Raw genomic sequence first — 16,910 nt, 5'->3', positions numbered from 1 at the left:
ACTTGATGAAAACTCACGATTTACAACAAGCACCTATACTGATTTTTCATGGCAACACTATTCGCACTGACAGGAGTTGAGAATGATAGATCTCTATTATGCCCCCACCCCTAATGGCCATAAGATCACCCTCTTTCTTGAAGAAGCCGAACTGGACTACCGGATCATTCGCGTGGATATCAGCAAAGGCGATCAGTTCCGCCCCGTTTTTCTGGCCATCTCGCCCAACAATAAAATTCCGGCCATCATTGATAACCTGCCTTCAGACGGCGGAAAACCGCTAAGCCTGTTTGAATCCGGGGAGATACTGCTTTATCTGGCGGAGAAAACCGGCAAGCTTCTGAGCGGGGAGTTGCGCGAGCGTCATCACACGCTGCAATGGTTATTCTGGCAGTCGAGCGGCCTGGGGCCGATGCTGGGGCAGAATCATCACTTTACCGCCTATGCGCCGCAGACGATCCCTTACGCCATTGAGCGATATCAGGTCGAAACCCAGCGCCTGTACGGGGTACTGAACCGTCGGCTGGAAAAATCACCATGGCTGGGAGGTGAGCATTACAGCATCGCAGATATCGCCTGCTGGCCGTGGATCAACACCCATGAACGCCACCGGATCGACCTGGCCACTTATCCGGCGGTGAACAACTGGTTTGAGCGCATCCGGACCCGCCCGGCAACCGAACGCGCCATGCAAAAAATCCATCAGATTTGAGCCTGTGCCCCGTTGGGTGCAGGTGTTCTCCTCATGTATGATGAGGTAAAAATACTGACACGGAGAAGACCTGCAATGTCCCAGCATGACGCTATTATTCGTATAAAAAACCTTCGCTTACGCACATTCATTGGTATCAAAGAGGAGGAGATCGCGAATCGCCAGGATATCGTGGTGAATGTCGTGATCAATTACCCGGCAGACAAGGCGCGCGCCAGCGAAGACATCAATGACGCGCTGAACTATCGCACGATCACCAAAAGCATCATCCAGTACGTTGAGAACAACCGTTTTGCGCTACTGGAAAAATTAACTCAGGATGTGCTCGACATCGCACGCGAACACCACTGGGTCACTTATGCTGAAGTGGAGATCGATAAACTTCACGCCCTGCGCTACGCCGACTCCGTCTCCATGACGTTAAGCTGGCAGCGCCAGGCGTAAACCTGGAGGTTGTATGAAGATCCTGCTCACCGGCGGTACGGGGCTGATTGGTCGCCATCTCATTCCACGTTTGCAGGCGTTGCATCACGACATTACCGTGGTCACGCGCAGCCCGGAGAAAGCGCGCCAGGTGCTGGGCACCGGCGTTGAGATCTGGAAAGGCCTGGCGGAACGGCAGGATCTGAACGGCTTTGACGCCGTCATCAACCTCGCAGGCGAGCCTATCGCTGATAAACGCTGGACCGAAGAGCAAAAACAGCGTTTATGCAGCAGCCGCTGGAACATGACCGAAAGGCTGGTTGAGCTGATTCGTAACAGCGAGATGCCGCCCTCGGTGCTGATTTCCGGCTCTGCAACAGGCTACTATGGCGATCTTGGTGAAGTGGTGGTGACCGAAGAAGAGCCGCCGCACAACGAGTTTACCCATAAACTCTGCGCCCAGTGGGAGCGTATCGCCTGCGGGGCGCAGAGCGATAACACCCGCGTCTGCCTGCTGCGCACCGGCGTGGTGCTTGCTCCGAAAGGCGGTATTCTCGGTAAAATGTTGCCGCCGTTTAAAATGGGGCTTGGCGGGCCCATCGGCAACGGTCGTCAGTATCTGGCGTGGATCCATATCGACGATATGGTCAACGGTATTCTCTGGCTGCTGGATAACGACCTGCGCGGGCCGTTTAACATGGTATCTCCCTACCCCGTACGTAATGAACAGTTTGCTCACGCCCTGGGTCATGCCCTGCATCGCCCGGCGGTACTGCGCGTGCCTGCGACGGCGATTCGGCTGTTGATGGGCGAATCTTCGGTGCTGGTGCTGGGCGGCCAGCGCGCGCTGCCAAAACGGCTGGAAGCGGCCGGATTTACGTTCCGCTGGTATGACCTGGAAGAGGCGCTGGGGGATGTGGTGCAGTGAATATGTTAGAGTCATACGCCATCTCTGGATGATATGGCGTAACTATGGCAACCATCACCACAACCCGGCTTCACCTCACCCCTTTCGAACCTTCTGACTGGGCGTTCTTTCGCTCTCTGCGCGAAGACCCCAACATCATGCGCTATATGGCCGCTATCATGCCTGAAAAAGAGACGCGCCGCGTATTTGCCGCGCGCCTGATGGCGGAGCATGTCTTTGTGATCCGTCTGCATAACGACGTTACGCCGCTCGGGGATATCGGCCTGCAAATCAGTGCGGCGAACCGTGAAGAGGCGGATATTGGCTACACGGTTGTGCCTGACGCGCAGGGAAAAGGCATTGCCAGCGAGGCGCTGCGGGCGGTGTGTGAGTATGCATTTAACCAGACGGGCGTGAAGGCGATAAACGCGTACGTGCTGGCGGATAACGTTGGGTCGGTGCGGGTTCTTGAGAAAGCAGGTTTTGTGCGCACGCAGGTACTGGAGAAGGCGTACGAGATTAACGGCGTACGGTATGACGACTGGGTGTATCGGCTGGAGTGTGGTGCGGTCTGAATGCCGGGCGGCACTGCGTTTGCCCGGCCTACGGTTTTTGTAGGCCCGGAAAGCGAAGCGCCACCGGGCAATTGGGCGGCTCTGGGGCTGATGCCCTCACCCCGGCCCTCTCCCACAGGGAGAGGGAGAAAGGCCAAACCTACTTCAACGAGCCTTTCAGGAACTGCTGCAAACGCGGGCTTTGCGGGTTCGCCAGCACCTCGTCCGGATGACCCTGCTCCTCAATCTTGCCCTGATGCAGGAAGATAACGTGGTTAGAAACGTTACGGGCGAAGCCCATCTCGTGCGTCACAACCACCATCGTTTTGCCCTCTTCCGCCAGCTTCTGCATGATGCGCAGCACTTCGCCAACGAGTTCCGGGTCCAGCGCGGAAGTCGGTTCGTCAAACAGCAATACTTCCGGCTCCATCGCCAGCGCGCGGGCGATGGAAACACGCTGCTGCTGTCCCCCTGACAGGTGCACCGGATATTTGATCTGCTGCCGCTCGTCGATACCCACTTTCGCCAGGTATTTGACCGCACGCTCGCGGGCTTCCTGCTTGCTTAAGCCGAGCACCTGAACCGGCGCTTCCATCACGTTCTCCAGCACCGTCATGTGGCTCCAGAGATTGAAGTGCTGGAATACCATTGTCAGACGCGTACGCAGCAGGCGCAGCTGATTTTTATCCGCCACTTTAAGCTGACCGTCTTTATCACGGACCATGTTGATGTTCTGTCCGCTCACCACAATCGATCCTTCGCTCGGCTTTTCGAGGAAGTTGATGCAGCGCAGGAAGGTACTTTTACCCGAACCTGATGAGCCGATAATACTGATCACGTCGCCCGCGTTAGCCTCCAGCGACACCCCTTTCAGCACTTCATGTTCGCCGTAGCGCTTGTGCAAATCAATTACGTTTAATTTGTTCTCAGCCATCATAAATTCTCAGTGCGTCGACGGTTTTATATGCTGCAACCAGCGTTTTTCAGCCTTACGGAACAGGCTGATCAGGACGTAAGAAATGATCAAATAGAGCACTGCCGCAATGCCAAACGCCGTAAACGGCTGGTAGGTGGCAGAGTTAATATCGCGGGCAATCTTTAACAGATCAGGTACCGTGGCGGTAAACGCCAGTGCCGTCGAATGCAGCATTAAAATCACTTCGTTGCTGTACGCCGGCAGCGCAATGCGCAGCGCTGAAGGCAGAATAATACAGCGGTAGAGCTTCACGGAGGAAAAGCCATACGCGCGCGCCGCCTCAATCTCACCGTGCGGCACGGAACGAATGGCCCCGGCGAAGATTTCGGTGGTATAGGCGCAGGTATTAAGGGTCAGCGCCAGCACCGTACAGTTCAGACCGCTGCGGAAGAACGCGTTCAGCATCTCGGTGCCTTTCACGATCTCCAGCGTGTACATTCCGGAATAGAACACCAGCAGCTGCACGTACAGCGGCGTACCGCGAAACACGTAGGTGAACAGCCAGATCGGAAACTGGATAAATTTATTGTTCGACACGCGGCCAATGGCGAGAAACACCGCCAGAATGCCGCCCATGACCACCGAGGAGATCAGCAGCCACAGCGTGATCGCCACGCCAGTAAAGCGGTAGCCATCCGTCCACAGCAGGGATTTCCAGTACTCCTGAATAATCTCAATCACAGGTCAGCCCTCTTCACACCCACGGAGTAGCGACGTTCGAGCAGAAGCAGCACACCATTGGAGACGGTCGTAAAGACCAGATAGATTACGCCGCAGACTACCGCAAAATAGAACGGTTCCCAGGTGCTTTTACCCGCCAGCTGCGTGGCCTTCACCACATCTTCCAGACCCAGCAGGGAGACCAGCGCCGTTGCCTTGAGAATAACCTGCCAGTTGTTACCGATGCCCGGCAGCGCGTAGCGCATCATGGCCGGGAACATGATCCGGCGAAACGTTTGTGAGGAGGTAAAACCGTAGGCGGTCGCCGCTTCAATGTGCCCTTTCGGCACGGCCATGTAAGCGCCGCGAAAGGTCTCAGTAAAATAAGCACCGTAGATAAAACCAAGGGTAATAATACCGGCCACCATCGGGTCGATATCGATCTGATCCATGCCGATGGCATCCGTGACGCCGTTAAGTGCGATTTGCAGGCCATAAAAGATCAGCAGCATCAGCACCAGGTCAGGCACGCCGCGAATCAGCGTGGTATAGCCTTCAAATATCAGCGCCAGCGGTCTGTTGGCGGATAACTTTGCCCCCGCGCCCGCCAGGCCTATCAGCACCGCCAGCACCACGGAGCTGATAGCCAGCTCAAGGGTGACAAGCGCGCCCTGTAAAATAACGCCAGAAAATCCGTACAGCATACCGCGTGCCCTGTCGTCTCGTGAGTGGTAGAACCGTGTCTTTTCCCCTCCCGCAACGGGAGGGGCCGCACGTTATCAGACGGGGCGATTAGCCGCCGTAAACATTAAAATCGAAGTACTTTTTCGCCAGCTTGTCGTAAGTGCCGTCCGCGCGCATCTCGGCGAACGCTTTGTTCAGGGCTTCACGCAGTTCGTTGTCTTCTTTCCGCAGGCCCATACCGGTGCCAACGCCAAAGAGTTTTTCGTCCTTAATGGACGGACCGCCAAACTTGTAATCTTTACCCACAGGCTGTTTCAGGAAGCCTTCGCTTGCCGCCACTTCATCCTGGAATGCCGCGTCAATACGGCCTGCCGTCAGGTCTGCGTAGATGTTTTCCTGACCCTGGTAAGAGACAATTTCAATCCCCTTTGGCGCCCAGTGCTCGTTACCGTAGGTTTCCTGCGTCGTACCCTGCAACACGCCCACGCGTTTGCCCTTCAGAGATTCAAGGGTTGGCTGAATGTCAGAGGATTTCGCCACCACCAGACGTGAGTCAGCCGCGTAGAGTTTGTCCGTGAAGGCAATCTCCTGCTGACGTTTTTCGGTGATAGACAGGGAGGACATGATCACGTCAATTTTTTTCGCTTTCAGGGACGGGATTAGCGCGTCCAGCGGGTTTTCAACGTAGGTACATTGCGCTTTAATGCGTTTGCACAGCTCGTTAGCCAGATCGATGTCAAAACCGACCAGTTCCCCCTTCGCATTTTTCGATTCGAAAGGCGCGTAGGTTGGGTCAGTCCCAATACGAATTTTCTGCGGAATGGCTGCGAATGCTGCGGTGGCGCTGGAAAAGGCCAGTACCAGAGAAAGTGACAACACCAGTTTTTTCATATCTGTCCTCAACAAACTGTCTAAATACGAGATTTTACGACTACGGGGTGCCGTTAATGTGCCATTAATCCCCTCACTCAGGCAAAGATTAATGCCTCTGAACGGGAATTTTTGCATTTAAAATGCTTAACTATGCACACGGCGGTCCAATATGGTGCATTGTTTGCACCATACTGGAACACTCCCCCTAAAGATGCACCACATCAGTGCATCTCATTCAGGTATTAATCACCGTAGACGTTGAAATCGAAGTATTTCTTCGCCAGTTTGTCGTAGGTACCGTCTTTACGCAGCTCATTAAACGCTTTGTCGAAGGCGGCTTTCAGCTCGGTATCATCCTTACGCAGGCCAATACCGGTACCGTCGCCAAAGTATTTTTTGTCTTTTACCGACGGGCCGGCAAAGGCGTACTCTTTACCCGCAGGCTGTTTCAGGAAGCCTTCGCTCGCGGCGACTTCATCCTGAAACGCGGCATCCAGACGGCCTGCCGCCAGGTCAGAGTAGATCAGATCCTGGTTCTGGTAGGCGACCACATCGACGCCCTTCTCGCGCCAGTTGGCGTTCGCGTAGCCTTCCTGGGTTGAGCCCTGAAGCACGCCAACATGCTTACCTTTCAGCGAGTCGATGGTCGGCTGGATTGGGGAACCTTTCGCGGCAATCAGACGTGAATCGGCAGCGTAGAGCTTCTCAGAGAAGGCGATCTCCTGCTGACGTTTTTCCGTGATGGAGAGAGAAGAGATAATAGCGTCGATTTTCTTGGCTTTCAGCGACGGGATCAGCGCGTCAAAGTCACTGCCCACCCATGTGCATTTCACTTCCATGCGTTTGCACATCTCATTTCCCAGATCGATATCAAACCCCACGAAATCGCCTTTCGCATCCTTGGAGGAGAATGGCGCGTAGGTTGCGTCTGTACCGATACGAACTGTCTGTGGTAGCGCTGCATAGCTACTTGCTGCTGCACTCAAGCCCACGAGCAAAGACAGAGCCAGAACCGTCTTCTTCATACATTTACCCTCAAGAACCGTGATTTTATTATGGTTTATGTTGTGTGTTGTGTTGCAGGCTGCTCTTGCAGGTCTTATGCCACATTGTCGTCGGGTTAAAACTACGACGTTAAATATGTTAATAAAACGTTGCGATACTGCCTTAATGGTGAAAGATAGCAGGTCTGCCGAACGAACCGGAAAGAGAAAAAGGGAAAAAGCGAATTAAATGTCGAGGATATGATCGCGGTTGCAGTTTTGCCCTGAAACAGGGCAAACAGTCATTTCATGCACCTTGTTTGTGCACAGCCTCACGCCCCCTGCCAGCGGGTAAAGAGATCTTCCGGCAGGTCTATATCGAACTGATCCAGCACGCGGTTAACGGTCTGGTTGATGACATCGTCCAGCGTTTGCGGACGATGATAGAACGCGGGGACCGGCGGCATTATCACAGCTCCCAGTTCGGCTGCCTGCGTCATTAAACGCAGATGTCCCAGGTGCAGCGGCGTTTCCCGCACGCAGAGCACCAGAGGACGACGCTCTTTCAGCACCACGTCCGCCGCACGCGTCACCAGCGTGTCGGTATAGCTGTTTACAATGCCGGAGAGGGTTTTAATCGAACAGGGCAAAATAACCATGCCGGCCGTTTTAAACGAGCCCGAAGAGATGCTGGCGGCGATATCGCGGGCATCGTGGACAACATCAGCCAGCGCCTGAACGTCGCGCAGAGAGAGATCGGTTTCAAGAGAGAGGGTCTGACGCGCCGCCTGGCTCATCACCAGATGGGTTTCTACGCCTGCAACGTCACGCAGCACCTGTAACAGCCGGACGCCATAAATCGCGCCGCTGGCACCGCTGATCCCTACAATGAGTCGTTTCATGATTTTTGCCCTTGCTGATTTCAGGGCTGACTGTGCAGGATTTTACGGGGAGTTGCAAGTGAGGGCGAGCCCCCTCACTTGCCGGAGCATTAACCTTCGTTGTGCATCTCTAAGCTTTCGAGATCGTTTTGCAGCTGGACGGCTTTCGCATCGTCGTTACGCAGCGAATCAAGGTAGTCGAGATACTGCTGGTCTACGTCTTTTGTCACGTAGATCCCATTGAATACCGAGCATTCGAACTGCTGAATATCCGGGTTCTCGGCGCGCACCGCATCGATCAGATCGTTCAGATCCTGGAAAATCAGGCCGTCGGCCCCGATGATCTGGCGAATCTCATCCACTTCTCGGCCATGCGCAATCAGCTCATTAGCGGTTGGCATATCAATGCCATACACGTTCGGGAAGCGAATTTCCGGCGCTGCGGAGGCGAGATATACTTTCTTCGCCCCGGCCTCACGCGCCATCTCGATGATCTGCTCAGACGTCGTGCCGCGCACAATGGAGTCGTCCACCAGCAGCACATTCTTGTCGCGGAACTCGGCACGGTTAGCGTTTAGCTTACGACGTACGGACTTACGACGCAGCTGCTGGCCCGGCATGATAAAGGTGCGGCCAACGTAGCGGTTTTTCACGAAGCCCTGACGGTACGGCTTGTCCAGAATACGGGCAATTTCCAGCGCGATATCACAAGAGGTTTCAGGGATTGGGATCACGACGTCGATGTCGAGATCGTCCCACTCGCGGGCAATCTTCTCGCCCAGCTTCGTCCCCATGTTGACGCGCGCGCTGTAAACGGAAATTTTGTCGATGAACGAGTCCGGACGCGCGAAGTAAACGTATTCGAACAGGCACGGGTTGCTCACCGGATTGTCGGCGCACTGGCGGGTAAACAGCTGGCCCTTCTCGGTGATGTAGACCGCTTCGCCTGGCGCGACATCACGCAGGAATTCGAAGCCCAGCGTGTCCAGCGCCACGCTTTCGGAGGCAACCATGTACTCGGAACGGCCATCGCCGAGGTCACGTTTGCCGAGCACCAGCGGGCGAATGCCATTTGGATCGCGGAAGGCCACCATGCCGTGACCGATAATCATCGCCACGCAAGCGTACGCGCCACGGATCTGGCGATTAGTCGCGGCTACGGCGGCAAAAATGTTGTCTGCTTCCAACGGATAATGGCGGAAGTTATCCAGCTCGCTGGCAAAGATATTGAGCAGGATTTCAGAATCAGAGGTGGTATTAATGTGGCGACGTTTCTCTTCAAACAGCTTTTTACGCAGCTCGTGGGCATTGGTCAGATTGCCATTGTGGGCAAGCGTGATGCCATACGGGGAGTTAACGTAAAAAGGCTGAGCCTCAGAGGCGCTGGAACTACCAGCAGTAGGATAACGAACGTGACCGATCCCCATATTACCTTGCAGACGCTGCATATGGCGGGCTTCAAACACATCGTTTACCAGGCCGTTCGCCTTGCGTAAACGGAAGCAGTTGTTTGCATCAATGGTGATGATACCCGCAGCATCCTGCCCACGGTGCTGAAGCACCGTTAACGCGTCATAAATCGACTGGTTTACCGGCATGAAACCGGCGATACCGACAATACCGCACATTCGTCTTTTCCTCGTTAAGCCACATCTCAGGGTTTATGCCCTGGGCAAGAAACTCGACGAGCTTTGCAGATAGTCAAAGAACCATCTGATGATGAAGCTGAACTCCGGAATGAGCTGCGATTTTTGCCAGTCTTCACTTTTGGAGAACCCGGTAAAGGTATCCAGGAAGAACAGGATCGCGGCCACAATGAGCACGCCTCGCAACGCGCCGAAACAGATGCCGAGCACCCTGTCCGTTCCTGACAGACCGGTTTTCTCGACCAACTGACCTATCACGTAATTGACGATAGCGCCGACAATCAGCGTCGCGATAAACAGCACCGCGATGGCGATTCCGTTTCGGACCAGTTCATCTTCAAAGCCCGTGAACCAGACAGACAGGTAAGTGTAGTAATGACTGGCAACAAAGAAAGCACAACCCCAGGTTACCAGCGATAACGCTTCACGAACAAAGCCACGGATCAGGCTAACCAGACAGGAAAAACCAATCACCGCAATGATGGCGTAATCAATCCAGACCATATGTGTCCCACGATTAAACGCCCTGTCATCCAGTTCGGGGCGAATTCTAACAGAAAAAGAAAACGTTTGCGTAGGGATTTCCTTCCCACGCGTAAATAAAAAAGGCGCTGAAAAAATGCTCAACGCCCCTCCGCCTGACGTCTCTGTGGACGTCTGCTTTCTCCCCCTCACCCTAACCCTCTCCCCAAAGGGGAGAGGGAATTATTTGCACCCTCTCCCCTTTGGGGAGAGGGCCGGGGTGAGGGGAGCCTTATCAGTTTGCGCTGTAGTTCATCACCACACCGCTCAGCCCGGAGATCTGCTTCAGTTCGCCAAGCGAACCTTTGAGCTTATCTTTAGACGCATCCGGCCCCACGAGGATACGGGTAATTTTACCCTGTACCGGCGTGGTGGGTGAAGTATAAACACGGTATCCCGCGCCGCGCAGTTTACTCACAATCTCATTGACCTTATCTGCATTTTTCAATGCACCAAGCTGAACGACATAGGCTTTACCCGTAGGGGCGGCCTCCTGCTGGGTCTGTTTGGCCGGTGGCGGCGTTTCCGTTGCCGCAGCCAGCTGCTCGTCGGCTTTGTCACGCTGCGGTTTAGGCTGCGTTTTCTCTACCGGCTTCGGTTTTTCAACCGGTTTGGGTTGCTCTACCGGTACAGGATCGATTTCAACGTTGTTATTCGCGGCCAGACGCGACGGATCAAGAGACGGCGCGGCTGCATCACCTGCGCGCACCTCTTCCGCTGCGCCTTCAGGCGGCTGGGCTGGCAGCGCCTGCGTTGCCGCTGGCAGCATATCGGGCTCGTCGCGATCGCCCGGTTTGGGTACCAGCGGAATGGCCGCAAATTCATCCTGGTAATGCTTTTTCTGCCCGTCGAGCAATCCCGGGAGAATAATCACCCCGAGCGCGACCAGCACAATGGTTCCTGTTAAACGGTTCTGAAACTTACTCGCCACCGGTTCTCCCCGCGTCCATCACTTCCATGACATGTGCCACCGTGTGGAATGACCCACACACCAGCACGGTATCTTCTGGTTTAGCCTCCGCCATCGCGGCACGCCAGGCCGAAACCACACTGCTGTAGATTTCGCCTTTGCCGAGATGTTCCATCAACTGCTCAGCAGTCGCGCCGCGCGGCCCTTCCAGAGGAGCACAATACCAGCTATCGACCACACTCTCCATGCAGGCCAGCGTGCCGCCGATATCTTTATCATGAAGCATACCGATAACCGCCAGCACGCGCCCGGTTTTTGGTAACGATTTGAGACGTCCTGTGAGGTACGCCGCCGCATGCGGGTTATGTGCAACATCCAGAATCAGACGCGGTGACTCACTCACAATCTGAAAACGTCCCGGTAACAGTGCGTTCTGAATGCCATCGCGGATTGCCTGCTCGCTCACCGTTAACCCGCTGGCGCGCAGGGCTGCCAGCGCAGTCGCCGCGTTAGGCTGTGGCACCTGCGGCAGCGGCAGATTCTCCAGCACGCCCTGCGCGTCGCTAAAGCGCCAGCCGTTGTCCTGCACCTCATACTGCCAGTCCACGCCGCGACGCAGCAGTCGAGCACCCTTCTCTTTCGCCACTTCAGCGATGGTATGCGGCATGTCCGGTTCGCCAACCACGGCAGGCTTATTGGCCCGGAAAATACCGGCCTTCTCACGGCCAATGCTTTCGCGGTCGGGCCCCAGCCAGTCGGTGTGATCCAGCGCGATGCTGGTGACGACGGCGACATCCGCATCTACCATATTTGTGGCATCCAGACGTCCACCCAGACCCACTTCCAGGATCACCACGTCCAGCTGCGCCTGCTTAAACAGCCACAGCGCCGACAGGGTGCCGTATTCGAAATAGGTTAATGAGGTATCGCCGCGCGCGGCTTCGATAGCGGCAAACGACGCCGTATGGGCCGATTCGGCCAGCTCGGTGTTTTGCACCCGCACCCGCTCGGTGTAGCGCACCAGATGCGGCGAGCTGTAAACGCCTACCTTATAACCGGCTGCCATCAGGACAGATTCCAGCGTGCGGCAGGTGGTGCCTTTACCGTTAGTGCCGGCCACGGTAAACACGAAAGGCGCAGGTTTCAGCACGTCAAGGCGCGCGGCAACCTGGCTTACGCGCTCAAGGCCCATGTCGATAGTTTTACTGTGCAGGTTTTCCAGATAAGAAAGCCACGCGGCCAGGGGCGACGTGGCTTGAGGAATGCTTTTATTTTCCATGATGCCCGGTTGTCATTAACGGTTTAGAAAGCAAAAGGGCAGCGCCATTTGGCCCTGCCCTTTTCAGTTATCAGGCCTCGGGTTCCTGATCCGGTACCACCACGCCTTCGCGCGGCTCGTCCGGGCTCGGCGACGGCAGATTCATCAGCTTCGCCAGGACGCTTGCCAGTTTGAGGCGCATCTCCGGGCGGCGGACGATCATGTCGATAGCACCCTTCTCAATGAGGAACTCACTGCGCTGGAAGCCCGGCGGCAGTTTCTCACGTACGGTCTGCTCGATAACGCGAGGACCGGCAAAGCCGATCAGCGCTTTTGGCTCAGCGATGTTCAGGTCGCCCAGCATCGCGAAGCTTGCAGAAACGCCGCCCATGGTTGGGTCGGTCAGTACCGAGATGTACGGCAGACCGCGCTCCTGCATTTTCGCCAGCGCGGCAGAGGTTTTCGCCATCTGCATCAGGGACATCAGCGCTTCCTGCATTCGTGCGCCACCGGAGGCGGAGAAGCAGATCAGCGGGCAGTTGTCTTCCAGCGCCTGCTCAACGGCACGCACGAAACGCGCACCAACCACAGAGCCCATTGAGCCGCCCATAAAGGCGAACTCAAACGCGGCGGCAACCACCGGCATCTCATGCAGGGTGCCTTTCATGACGATCAGCGCGTCTTTCTCGCCGGTCTCTTTCTGTGCAGAGGCCAGACGATCTTTGTATTTTTTGGAGTCGCGGAACTTAAGCACATCTTTTGGCTCCAGTTCGCTGCCCAGTTCTACCAGAGAACCTTCGTCCAGCAGGCTATGCAGGCGGTTGCGCGCCGACATACGCATATGGTGGTCACACTTCGGACACACCTCAAGATTGCGTTCCAGCTCTGCGCGATACAGAACCTGGCCGCAGCTATCACACTTCGTCCATACCCCTTCAGGAATGCTCGCTTTACGCGTTGGGGTAATGTTGCTTTTAATTCGTTCAATCCAGCTCATTGATAACCTTTCTGCCTGAACCTGGTCGTATGCCAGTTTTGCTGTAAGAGGCGAATAATGCCATTTTTGCCTCCAACAGACCATGAATGTTGCACATTAAAACATAACAGCCCGAAACTTTGGATAAAAAAGTGGTCGAACCGCCAGCGTGCATTTACTTCGCTTGTTTTGCCGCCGCGCGTTTGTGACGAATAATTTCGATCACACCCGGCAGAACGGAAAGCACAATAATCGCTACAATCAGTAACTTAAGGTTTTCCTGAACCACCGGCAGATCGCCAAACAGGTAGCCCGCATAGGTAAACAGCAGTACCCACAGCAGGGCGCCCACCACGTTGTACATGGCAAAATGACGATAGGACATGTGACCCATTCCCGCCACAAACGGTGCAAATGTGCGCACAATAGGCACAAAACGGGCAAGGATAATGGTTTTACCGCCATGGCGCTCATAGAACGCATGGGTCTTATCTAAATAACTGCGGCGGAAAATCTTCGACTCCGGATTACTGAACAACCGCTCGCCAAACACCCGCCCGATAGTGTAGTTGACCGCATCACCAATAATCGCGGCGATGATCATCAGGACGACCATCAGGTGGACATTCAGGTCATTCGTTGGCAGTGCGGATAACGCGCCCGCCACGAACAGCAGTGAATCTCCCGGCAGGAACGGCGTAACCACAAGGCCGGTTTCACAGAACAGAATGAGGAACAGAATGGCGTACACCCAGACGCCGTACTGCGCGACCAGCTCCGCCAGGTGAACATCAATGTGCAGGATGAAATCAATCAGAAAACGTATTACGTCCATATTGTCTAAGCCCTAATTGCGCCTTTGTTTAGTCCGCTAAAAACAGCGGGCCCATTGGCGGTTTTGGCAGGTCGAACCGGTCCGGATAATCCACCGAAACCAGATACAGACCTTCCGCTTTCGCCGTTGCTGCCGCAAGCGTTCTGTCCTTCGCTGCCAGCAGTTCTGCAATCCAGCTCTCCGGCTGGTGTCCGGCGCCCACTTCCATCAGGCTGCCTACAATATTCCGCACCATATGATGTACAAAGGCATTGGCTTTGATATCCACCACCACATACGCGCCATAACGACTGACGTTAATGTGCATGACGTTACGCCACGGCGTACGGGACTGACACTGCACCGCACGAAACGACGTAAAATCATTCTCTCCAATCAGACACTGCGCCGCACGCTGCATACGTTCTGCATCCAGCGGTTCATAAAAATGCGTCACGCCCTGGCTTAACACCGCCGGGCGCAGGCGCTGGTTATAGATGACATAACGGTAGCGCCGCGCCGTCGCGCTGAAACGCGCGTGAAAATCATCCGGCACAGCTTTCACCCAACGCACGGCAATGTCACCAGGCAAATTCGCATTTACACCCAGCGTCCAGGCCGCGTCTTTGCGTACGGCGGTGGTGTCAAAATGCACCACCTGCCCCGTGCCGTGAACGCCGGCATCGGTGCGGCCCGCACAGAAGACGCTTATCGGTTCATTCGCCACCTGAGAGAGCGCTTTCTCCAGCTTCTCCTGGACGCTGCGCACCTCATTCTGCCGCTGCCAGCCATAGTATTTACTGCCATCGTATTCAATGCCGAGGGCAATTCTGTGGACCGGCTTTTGTTCCACATCTGACATCAATACAGATACTCCTGCACCAGTTTTTCCGCGATTTTGACCGCCATCAGCGCGCCGCCAAAACGCACGTTGTCGGCAACGGACCAGAACTGCACCTGCTCAGGCATACCGTAATCGTTACGCACGCAGCCCACAGAGAGATGCGCGCTGCCGGTAGCGTCGCCCACCTGCGTCGGGAATTCACTCTCTTCGGACAGGACAAGGTCCTCTCCGCGGCCAAACGCGTCGCGGGCTTCTTCAGCCGCCAGCGGACGCAGGGCTTCAAACCCGACCATCTGCGCGTGGCCGTAAAAGACCGGAGACTGCACGACGTTCGCGGAGATCATCAGACCGTCATCCTGCAGAATTTTGCGTGCTTCATCGACGATACGACGCTCTTCCCGCACCGAACCTTCACGATCCGGCAGCAGCGGCAGCATGTTGAACGCCAGCTGGCGGCCAAAGAAATCATCTTCGTCGATCGGGATACCGTTCAGCAGCTTCGCGCTCTGCCCTGCCAGTGCGTCTACGGCTTTTTTGCCGTTAGCGGAGGCTGACAGCAGGCTGGTCACGGAAATACGCGACAGGCCACCGTCGTCGATCAGCGGCTTCAGCGCGGTCAGCAGCTGGCTGGTGAGGCTGTTCGGTACTGCAATGATATTGCGGTTGCGGTAGTCAGCCAGCACAAACGGGTTGACGTCCGGCACCACCAGCGGCACATCCGGCTCCAGGGAGAACAGGCCGCTCAGGTCGATCACCAGACAGCCTGAATTGGTCGCTTCTTCAATGTAGGATGCCGTGGCTTCCGCACCTGCGGCAAAAAACGCCAGCTGAGCCTGTGTCCAGTCAAACGCGGCGGCATCCTGCACCATCACGGATTTCCCGCCGAAACGCAGATGTTCTCCTGCGCTGTCGGTACGCGCCAGCGCGTAAATGTCGCCCACCGGGAACTGACGCTCAGCAAGGGTTTCAAGCAGGGCTTCGCCCACGGCACCAGTGGCACCCAAAATGGCAATGTTCCAGCCTTCAGACATGGTGGTTTACTCCAGAAATAAAAAAGCGTCCCTGCCGGAATATCCGACAGGGAGCATTAAGAAGACATTAACGTGCCGGGTGGTGAACGGCGTTAAATCCCAGCTGATGCAGCAGCGCCGCCGCGGGGGCGTCATCGCACATCACATACAGGGAGGACCACTCGCGGCGCTCAAGGTAATTTTTGCGCAGCTTGTCAAACTCACCCGGAATACCCGCCACTTTACGCAGCAGCGCGTCATCGCGGCGCACATCATACACCAAATGCACCAGTCTTTTCAGCGTTGCCTCATCCAGCGGTCCATGAAGGGTAATGCGACCAAATTCCGGGGCGGGCAGCAGCGTATCCAGCGCGACCTGCTGCGGATGGCCGATAAAGGCGCTGTAAGCCTCAAACACCTGGGTTGTGCCACGCGCTTTGCCTTCAAGGGTATAACCCGCGATATGCGCGGTACCCACGTCCACCTTATTCAGCAATGCGACGTTGAGATCCGGCTCTGGCTCCCAGACGTCCAGTACGACGCTAAGATCTTGTCCCTCGTCGAGACATGTCAGCAGCGCCGCGTTATCCACCACCGGTCCCCGGCAGGCATTTATCAGAATAGTGCCAGCCTTCAGACGGCGGATCAGCTTTTCGTCGGCCAGGTGCAGAGTCTTGTACGGCCCTTCTTTAAAGAGCGGCGTATGGAAGGTGATGACATCGCACTCGTCGACCAGCTCATCCAGCGTGCGGAAATCGCCCTCATCGCCGTTATCCTTACGCGGCGGATCGCACAGCAGAGTGCGGATGCCCCAGGCTTCCAGACGCTTTTGCAGACGTCCGCCCACGTTGCCCACACCCACAATCCCGACGGTGCGGTCTTTCAGCGCAAAACCATCGCGCTCGGCCAGCATCAATAGCGAGGAGAATACATATTCCACGACGGCAATGGCGTTACAGCCTGGTGCCGCGGAAAAACCAATCCCCGCCTGCTTAAGCCACTGGTCATCCACATGATCGGTCCCGGCCGTTGCCGTCCCGACAAATTTAACCCCTTTGCCGGTGAGCAGCGCCTCATTTACTTTGGTCACCGAGCGCACCATCAGGGCGTCTGCATCGTCCAGTTCGCTGACCGGAATCGGGCGACCAGGGACAGCCTTAACCTCACCCAGGCGGCTGAACAGCTCACGGGCGTAAGGCATATTTTCATCAACGAGGATTTTCACGTCTGAGTACCTGTTTGAGAGGAAGTAAACCTGCCAAGTGTGCCATAATCTC

General features: G+C 55.7%; 19 protein-coding genes. 4 read left to right on the top strand and 15 right to left on the bottom strand.

Features of this window, described 5'->3' with window-relative positions; translation table 11 throughout:
- The first annotated feature begins 82 nt into the window (after positions 1-82).
- The 4 genes from yfcG to IM282_RS10500 all read left to right on the top strand — a co-directional run bounded on the left by yfcG (position 83) and on the right by IM282_RS10500 (position 2,617).
- Complete coding sequence (yfcG, locus tag IM282_RS10515; RefSeq protein WP_022648841.1) at positions 83-712, top strand: GSH-dependent disulfide bond oxidoreductase; 630 nt, start codon at positions 83-85, stop codon at positions 710-712.
- 75 nt (positions 713-787) lie between these two features.
- The gene (folX, locus tag IM282_RS10510) at positions 788-1,156 is read left to right on the top strand and encodes a dihydroneopterin triphosphate 2'-epimerase (protein WP_192970380.1); all 369 of its coding nucleotides are present in this window, start codon (positions 788-790) and stop codon (positions 1,154-1,156) included.
- 13 nt (positions 1,157-1,169) lie between these two features.
- Entirely contained in the window at positions 1,170-2,063 is an 894-nt protein-coding gene (locus tag IM282_RS10505; RefSeq protein ID WP_023300635.1) for a TIGR01777 family oxidoreductase, read from the top strand.
- Positions 2,064-2,107: 44 nt separating this feature from the next.
- A complete protein-coding gene (locus IM282_RS10500) occupies positions 2,108-2,617 on the top strand; it encodes a GNAT family N-acetyltransferase (RefSeq protein WP_038416458.1) in 510 nt (169 codons plus the stop codon).
- 139 nt (positions 2,618-2,756) lie between these two features.
- Here IM282_RS10500 and hisP read toward each other — a convergent pair whose 3' ends face one another.
- The 15 genes from hisP to pdxB form a co-directional block, all read right to left on the bottom strand.
- The gene (hisP, locus tag IM282_RS10495; protein ID WP_003861426.1) at positions 2,757-3,530 is read right to left on the bottom strand and encodes a histidine ABC transporter ATP-binding protein HisP; all 774 of its coding nucleotides are present in this window, start codon (positions 3,528-3,530) and stop codon (positions 2,757-2,759) included.
- A 9-nt stretch (positions 3,531-3,539) separates the two neighbouring features.
- Entirely contained in the window at positions 3,540-4,253 is a 714-nt protein-coding gene (locus IM282_RS10490; RefSeq protein WP_003861424.1) for an ABC transporter permease, read from the bottom strand.
- Positions 4,250-4,936, bottom strand: a complete 687-nt coding sequence (locus tag IM282_RS10485) for a histidine ABC transporter permease HisQ (protein ID WP_006811404.1) — start codon at positions 4,934-4,936, stop codon at positions 4,250-4,252. Before IM282_RS10485 ends, IM282_RS10490 begins: the two co-directional genes overlap by 4 nt.
- A gap of 88 nt (positions 4,937-5,024) precedes the next feature.
- Positions 5,025-5,807: a histidine ABC transporter substrate-binding protein HisJ gene (gene hisJ, locus IM282_RS10480; protein ID WP_003861421.1), complete on the bottom strand. Its 783-nt coding sequence runs from the start codon at positions 5,805-5,807 to the stop codon at positions 5,025-5,027.
- Positions 5,808-6,031: 224 nt separating this feature from the next.
- On the bottom strand, positions 6,032-6,814 hold the full coding sequence (argT, locus tag IM282_RS10475; protein ID WP_015572255.1) for a lysine/arginine/ornithine ABC transporter substrate-binding protein ArgT: 783 nt from the start codon (positions 6,812-6,814) through the stop codon (positions 6,032-6,034).
- Between the two features lie 290 nt (positions 6,815-7,104).
- The gene (locus tag IM282_RS10470; protein ID WP_015572254.1) at positions 7,105-7,674 is read right to left on the bottom strand and encodes a UbiX family flavin prenyltransferase; all 570 of its coding nucleotides are present in this window, start codon (positions 7,672-7,674) and stop codon (positions 7,105-7,107) included.
- 89 nt (positions 7,675-7,763) lie between these two features.
- Positions 7,764-9,281 carry an amidophosphoribosyltransferase gene (purF, locus tag IM282_RS10465; RefSeq protein WP_008502595.1) on the bottom strand — a complete coding sequence of 506 codons (1,518 nt, stop codon included), beginning with the start codon at positions 9,279-9,281 and terminating at the stop codon, positions 7,764-7,766.
- 33 nt (positions 9,282-9,314) lie between these two features.
- On the bottom strand, positions 9,315-9,803 hold the full coding sequence (gene cvpA, locus IM282_RS10460; RefSeq protein ID WP_000262116.1) for a colicin V production protein: 489 nt from the start codon (positions 9,801-9,803) through the stop codon (positions 9,315-9,317).
- A gap of 253 nt (positions 9,804-10,056) precedes the next feature.
- Positions 10,057-10,752 (bottom strand): cell division protein DedD, encoded by a 696-nt coding sequence (gene dedD, locus IM282_RS10455; protein WP_017383444.1) that lies wholly within the window; start codon positions 10,750-10,752, stop codon positions 10,057-10,059.
- On the bottom strand, positions 10,742-12,010 hold the full coding sequence (gene folC, locus IM282_RS10450; RefSeq protein WP_192970379.1) for a bifunctional tetrahydrofolate synthase/dihydrofolate synthase: 1,269 nt from the start codon (positions 12,008-12,010) through the stop codon (positions 10,742-10,744). The genes dedD and folC overlap by 11 nt, the downstream gene beginning before the upstream one ends.
- Before the next feature lie 70 nt (positions 12,011-12,080).
- Positions 12,081-12,986 (bottom strand): acetyl-CoA carboxylase, carboxyltransferase subunit beta, encoded by a 906-nt coding sequence (gene accD / locus IM282_RS10445; RefSeq protein WP_022648854.1) that lies wholly within the window; start codon positions 12,984-12,986, stop codon positions 12,081-12,083.
- A gap of 154 nt (positions 12,987-13,140) precedes the next feature.
- A complete protein-coding gene (locus IM282_RS10440; protein WP_063138124.1) occupies positions 13,141-13,800 on the bottom strand; it encodes a DedA family protein in 660 nt (219 codons plus the stop codon).
- A gap of 28 nt (positions 13,801-13,828) precedes the next feature.
- On the bottom strand, positions 13,829-14,641 hold the full coding sequence (gene truA / locus IM282_RS10435) for a tRNA pseudouridine(38-40) synthase TruA (protein WP_001286071.1): 813 nt from the start codon (positions 14,639-14,641) through the stop codon (positions 13,829-13,831).
- On the bottom strand, positions 14,641-15,654 hold the full coding sequence (locus IM282_RS10430; RefSeq protein ID WP_023306649.1) for an aspartate-semialdehyde dehydrogenase: 1,014 nt from the start codon (positions 15,652-15,654) through the stop codon (positions 14,641-14,643). The genes truA and IM282_RS10430 overlap by 1 nt, the downstream gene beginning before the upstream one ends.
- 67 nt (positions 15,655-15,721) lie before the next feature.
- Positions 15,722-16,858: a 4-phosphoerythronate dehydrogenase PdxB gene (pdxB, locus tag IM282_RS10425; RefSeq protein ID WP_023306650.1), complete on the bottom strand. Its 1,137-nt coding sequence runs from the start codon at positions 16,856-16,858 to the stop codon at positions 15,722-15,724.
- Positions 16,859-16,910 lie beyond the last annotated feature (52 nt).

The organism is Enterobacter cloacae complex sp. P29RS, assembly GCF_014893445.1.
Lineage (GTDB): Bacteria > Pseudomonadota > Gammaproteobacteria > Enterobacterales > Enterobacteriaceae > Enterobacter > Enterobacter intestinihominis.
This window is presented reverse-complemented; position numbering and strand designations above follow the sequence as displayed.

Excerpts from the sequence above, each read along its gene's own strand:
- yfcG (WP_022648841.1), top strand. The coding sequence starts at position 83 with ATGATAGATCTCTATTATGCCCCCACCCCTAATGGCCATAAGATCACC.
- folX (WP_192970380.1), top strand. The coding sequence starts at position 788 with ATGTCCCAGCATGACGCTATTATTCGTATAAAAAACCTTCGCTTACGC.
- IM282_RS10505 (WP_023300635.1), top strand. The coding sequence starts at position 1,170 with ATGAAGATCCTGCTCACCGGCGGTACGGGGCTGATTGGTCGCCATCTC.
- IM282_RS10500 (WP_038416458.1), top strand. The coding sequence starts at position 2,108 with ATGGCAACCATCACCACAACCCGGCTTCACCTCACCCCTTTCGAACCT.
- hisP (WP_003861426.1), bottom strand. The coding sequence starts at position 3,530 with ATGGCTGAGAACAAATTAAACGTAATTGATTTGCACAAGCGCTACGGC.
- IM282_RS10485 (WP_006811404.1), bottom strand. The coding sequence starts at position 4,936 with ATGCTGTACGGATTTTCTGGCGTTATTTTACAGGGCGCGCTTGTCACC.
- hisJ (WP_003861421.1), bottom strand. The coding sequence starts at position 5,807 with ATGAAAAAACTGGTGTTGTCACTTTCTCTGGTACTGGCCTTTTCCAGC.
- argT (WP_015572255.1), bottom strand. The coding sequence starts at position 6,814 with ATGAAGAAGACGGTTCTGGCTCTGTCTTTGCTCGTGGGCTTGAGTGCA.
- IM282_RS10470 (WP_015572254.1), bottom strand. The coding sequence starts at position 7,674 with ATGAAACGACTCATTGTAGGGATCAGCGGTGCCAGCGGCGCGATTTAT.
- purF (WP_008502595.1), bottom strand. The coding sequence starts at position 9,281 with ATGTGCGGTATTGTCGGTATCGCCGGTTTCATGCCGGTAAACCAGTCG.
- cvpA (WP_000262116.1), bottom strand. The coding sequence starts at position 9,803 with ATGGTCTGGATTGATTACGCCATCATTGCGGTGATTGGTTTTTCCTGT.
- folC (WP_192970379.1), bottom strand. The coding sequence starts at position 12,010 with ATGGAAAATAAAAGCATTCCTCAAGCCACGTCGCCCCTGGCCGCGTGG.
- accD (WP_022648854.1), bottom strand. The coding sequence starts at position 12,986 with ATGAGCTGGATTGAACGAATTAAAAGCAACATTACCCCAACGCGTAAA.
- IM282_RS10440 (WP_063138124.1), bottom strand. The coding sequence starts at position 13,800 with ATGGACGTAATACGTTTTCTGATTGATTTCATCCTGCACATTGATGTT.
- truA (WP_001286071.1), bottom strand. The coding sequence starts at position 14,641 with ATGTCAGATGTGGAACAAAAGCCGGTCCACAGAATTGCCCTCGGCATT.
- IM282_RS10430 (WP_023306649.1), bottom strand. The coding sequence starts at position 15,654 with ATGTCTGAAGGCTGGAACATTGCCATTTTGGGTGCCACTGGTGCCGTG.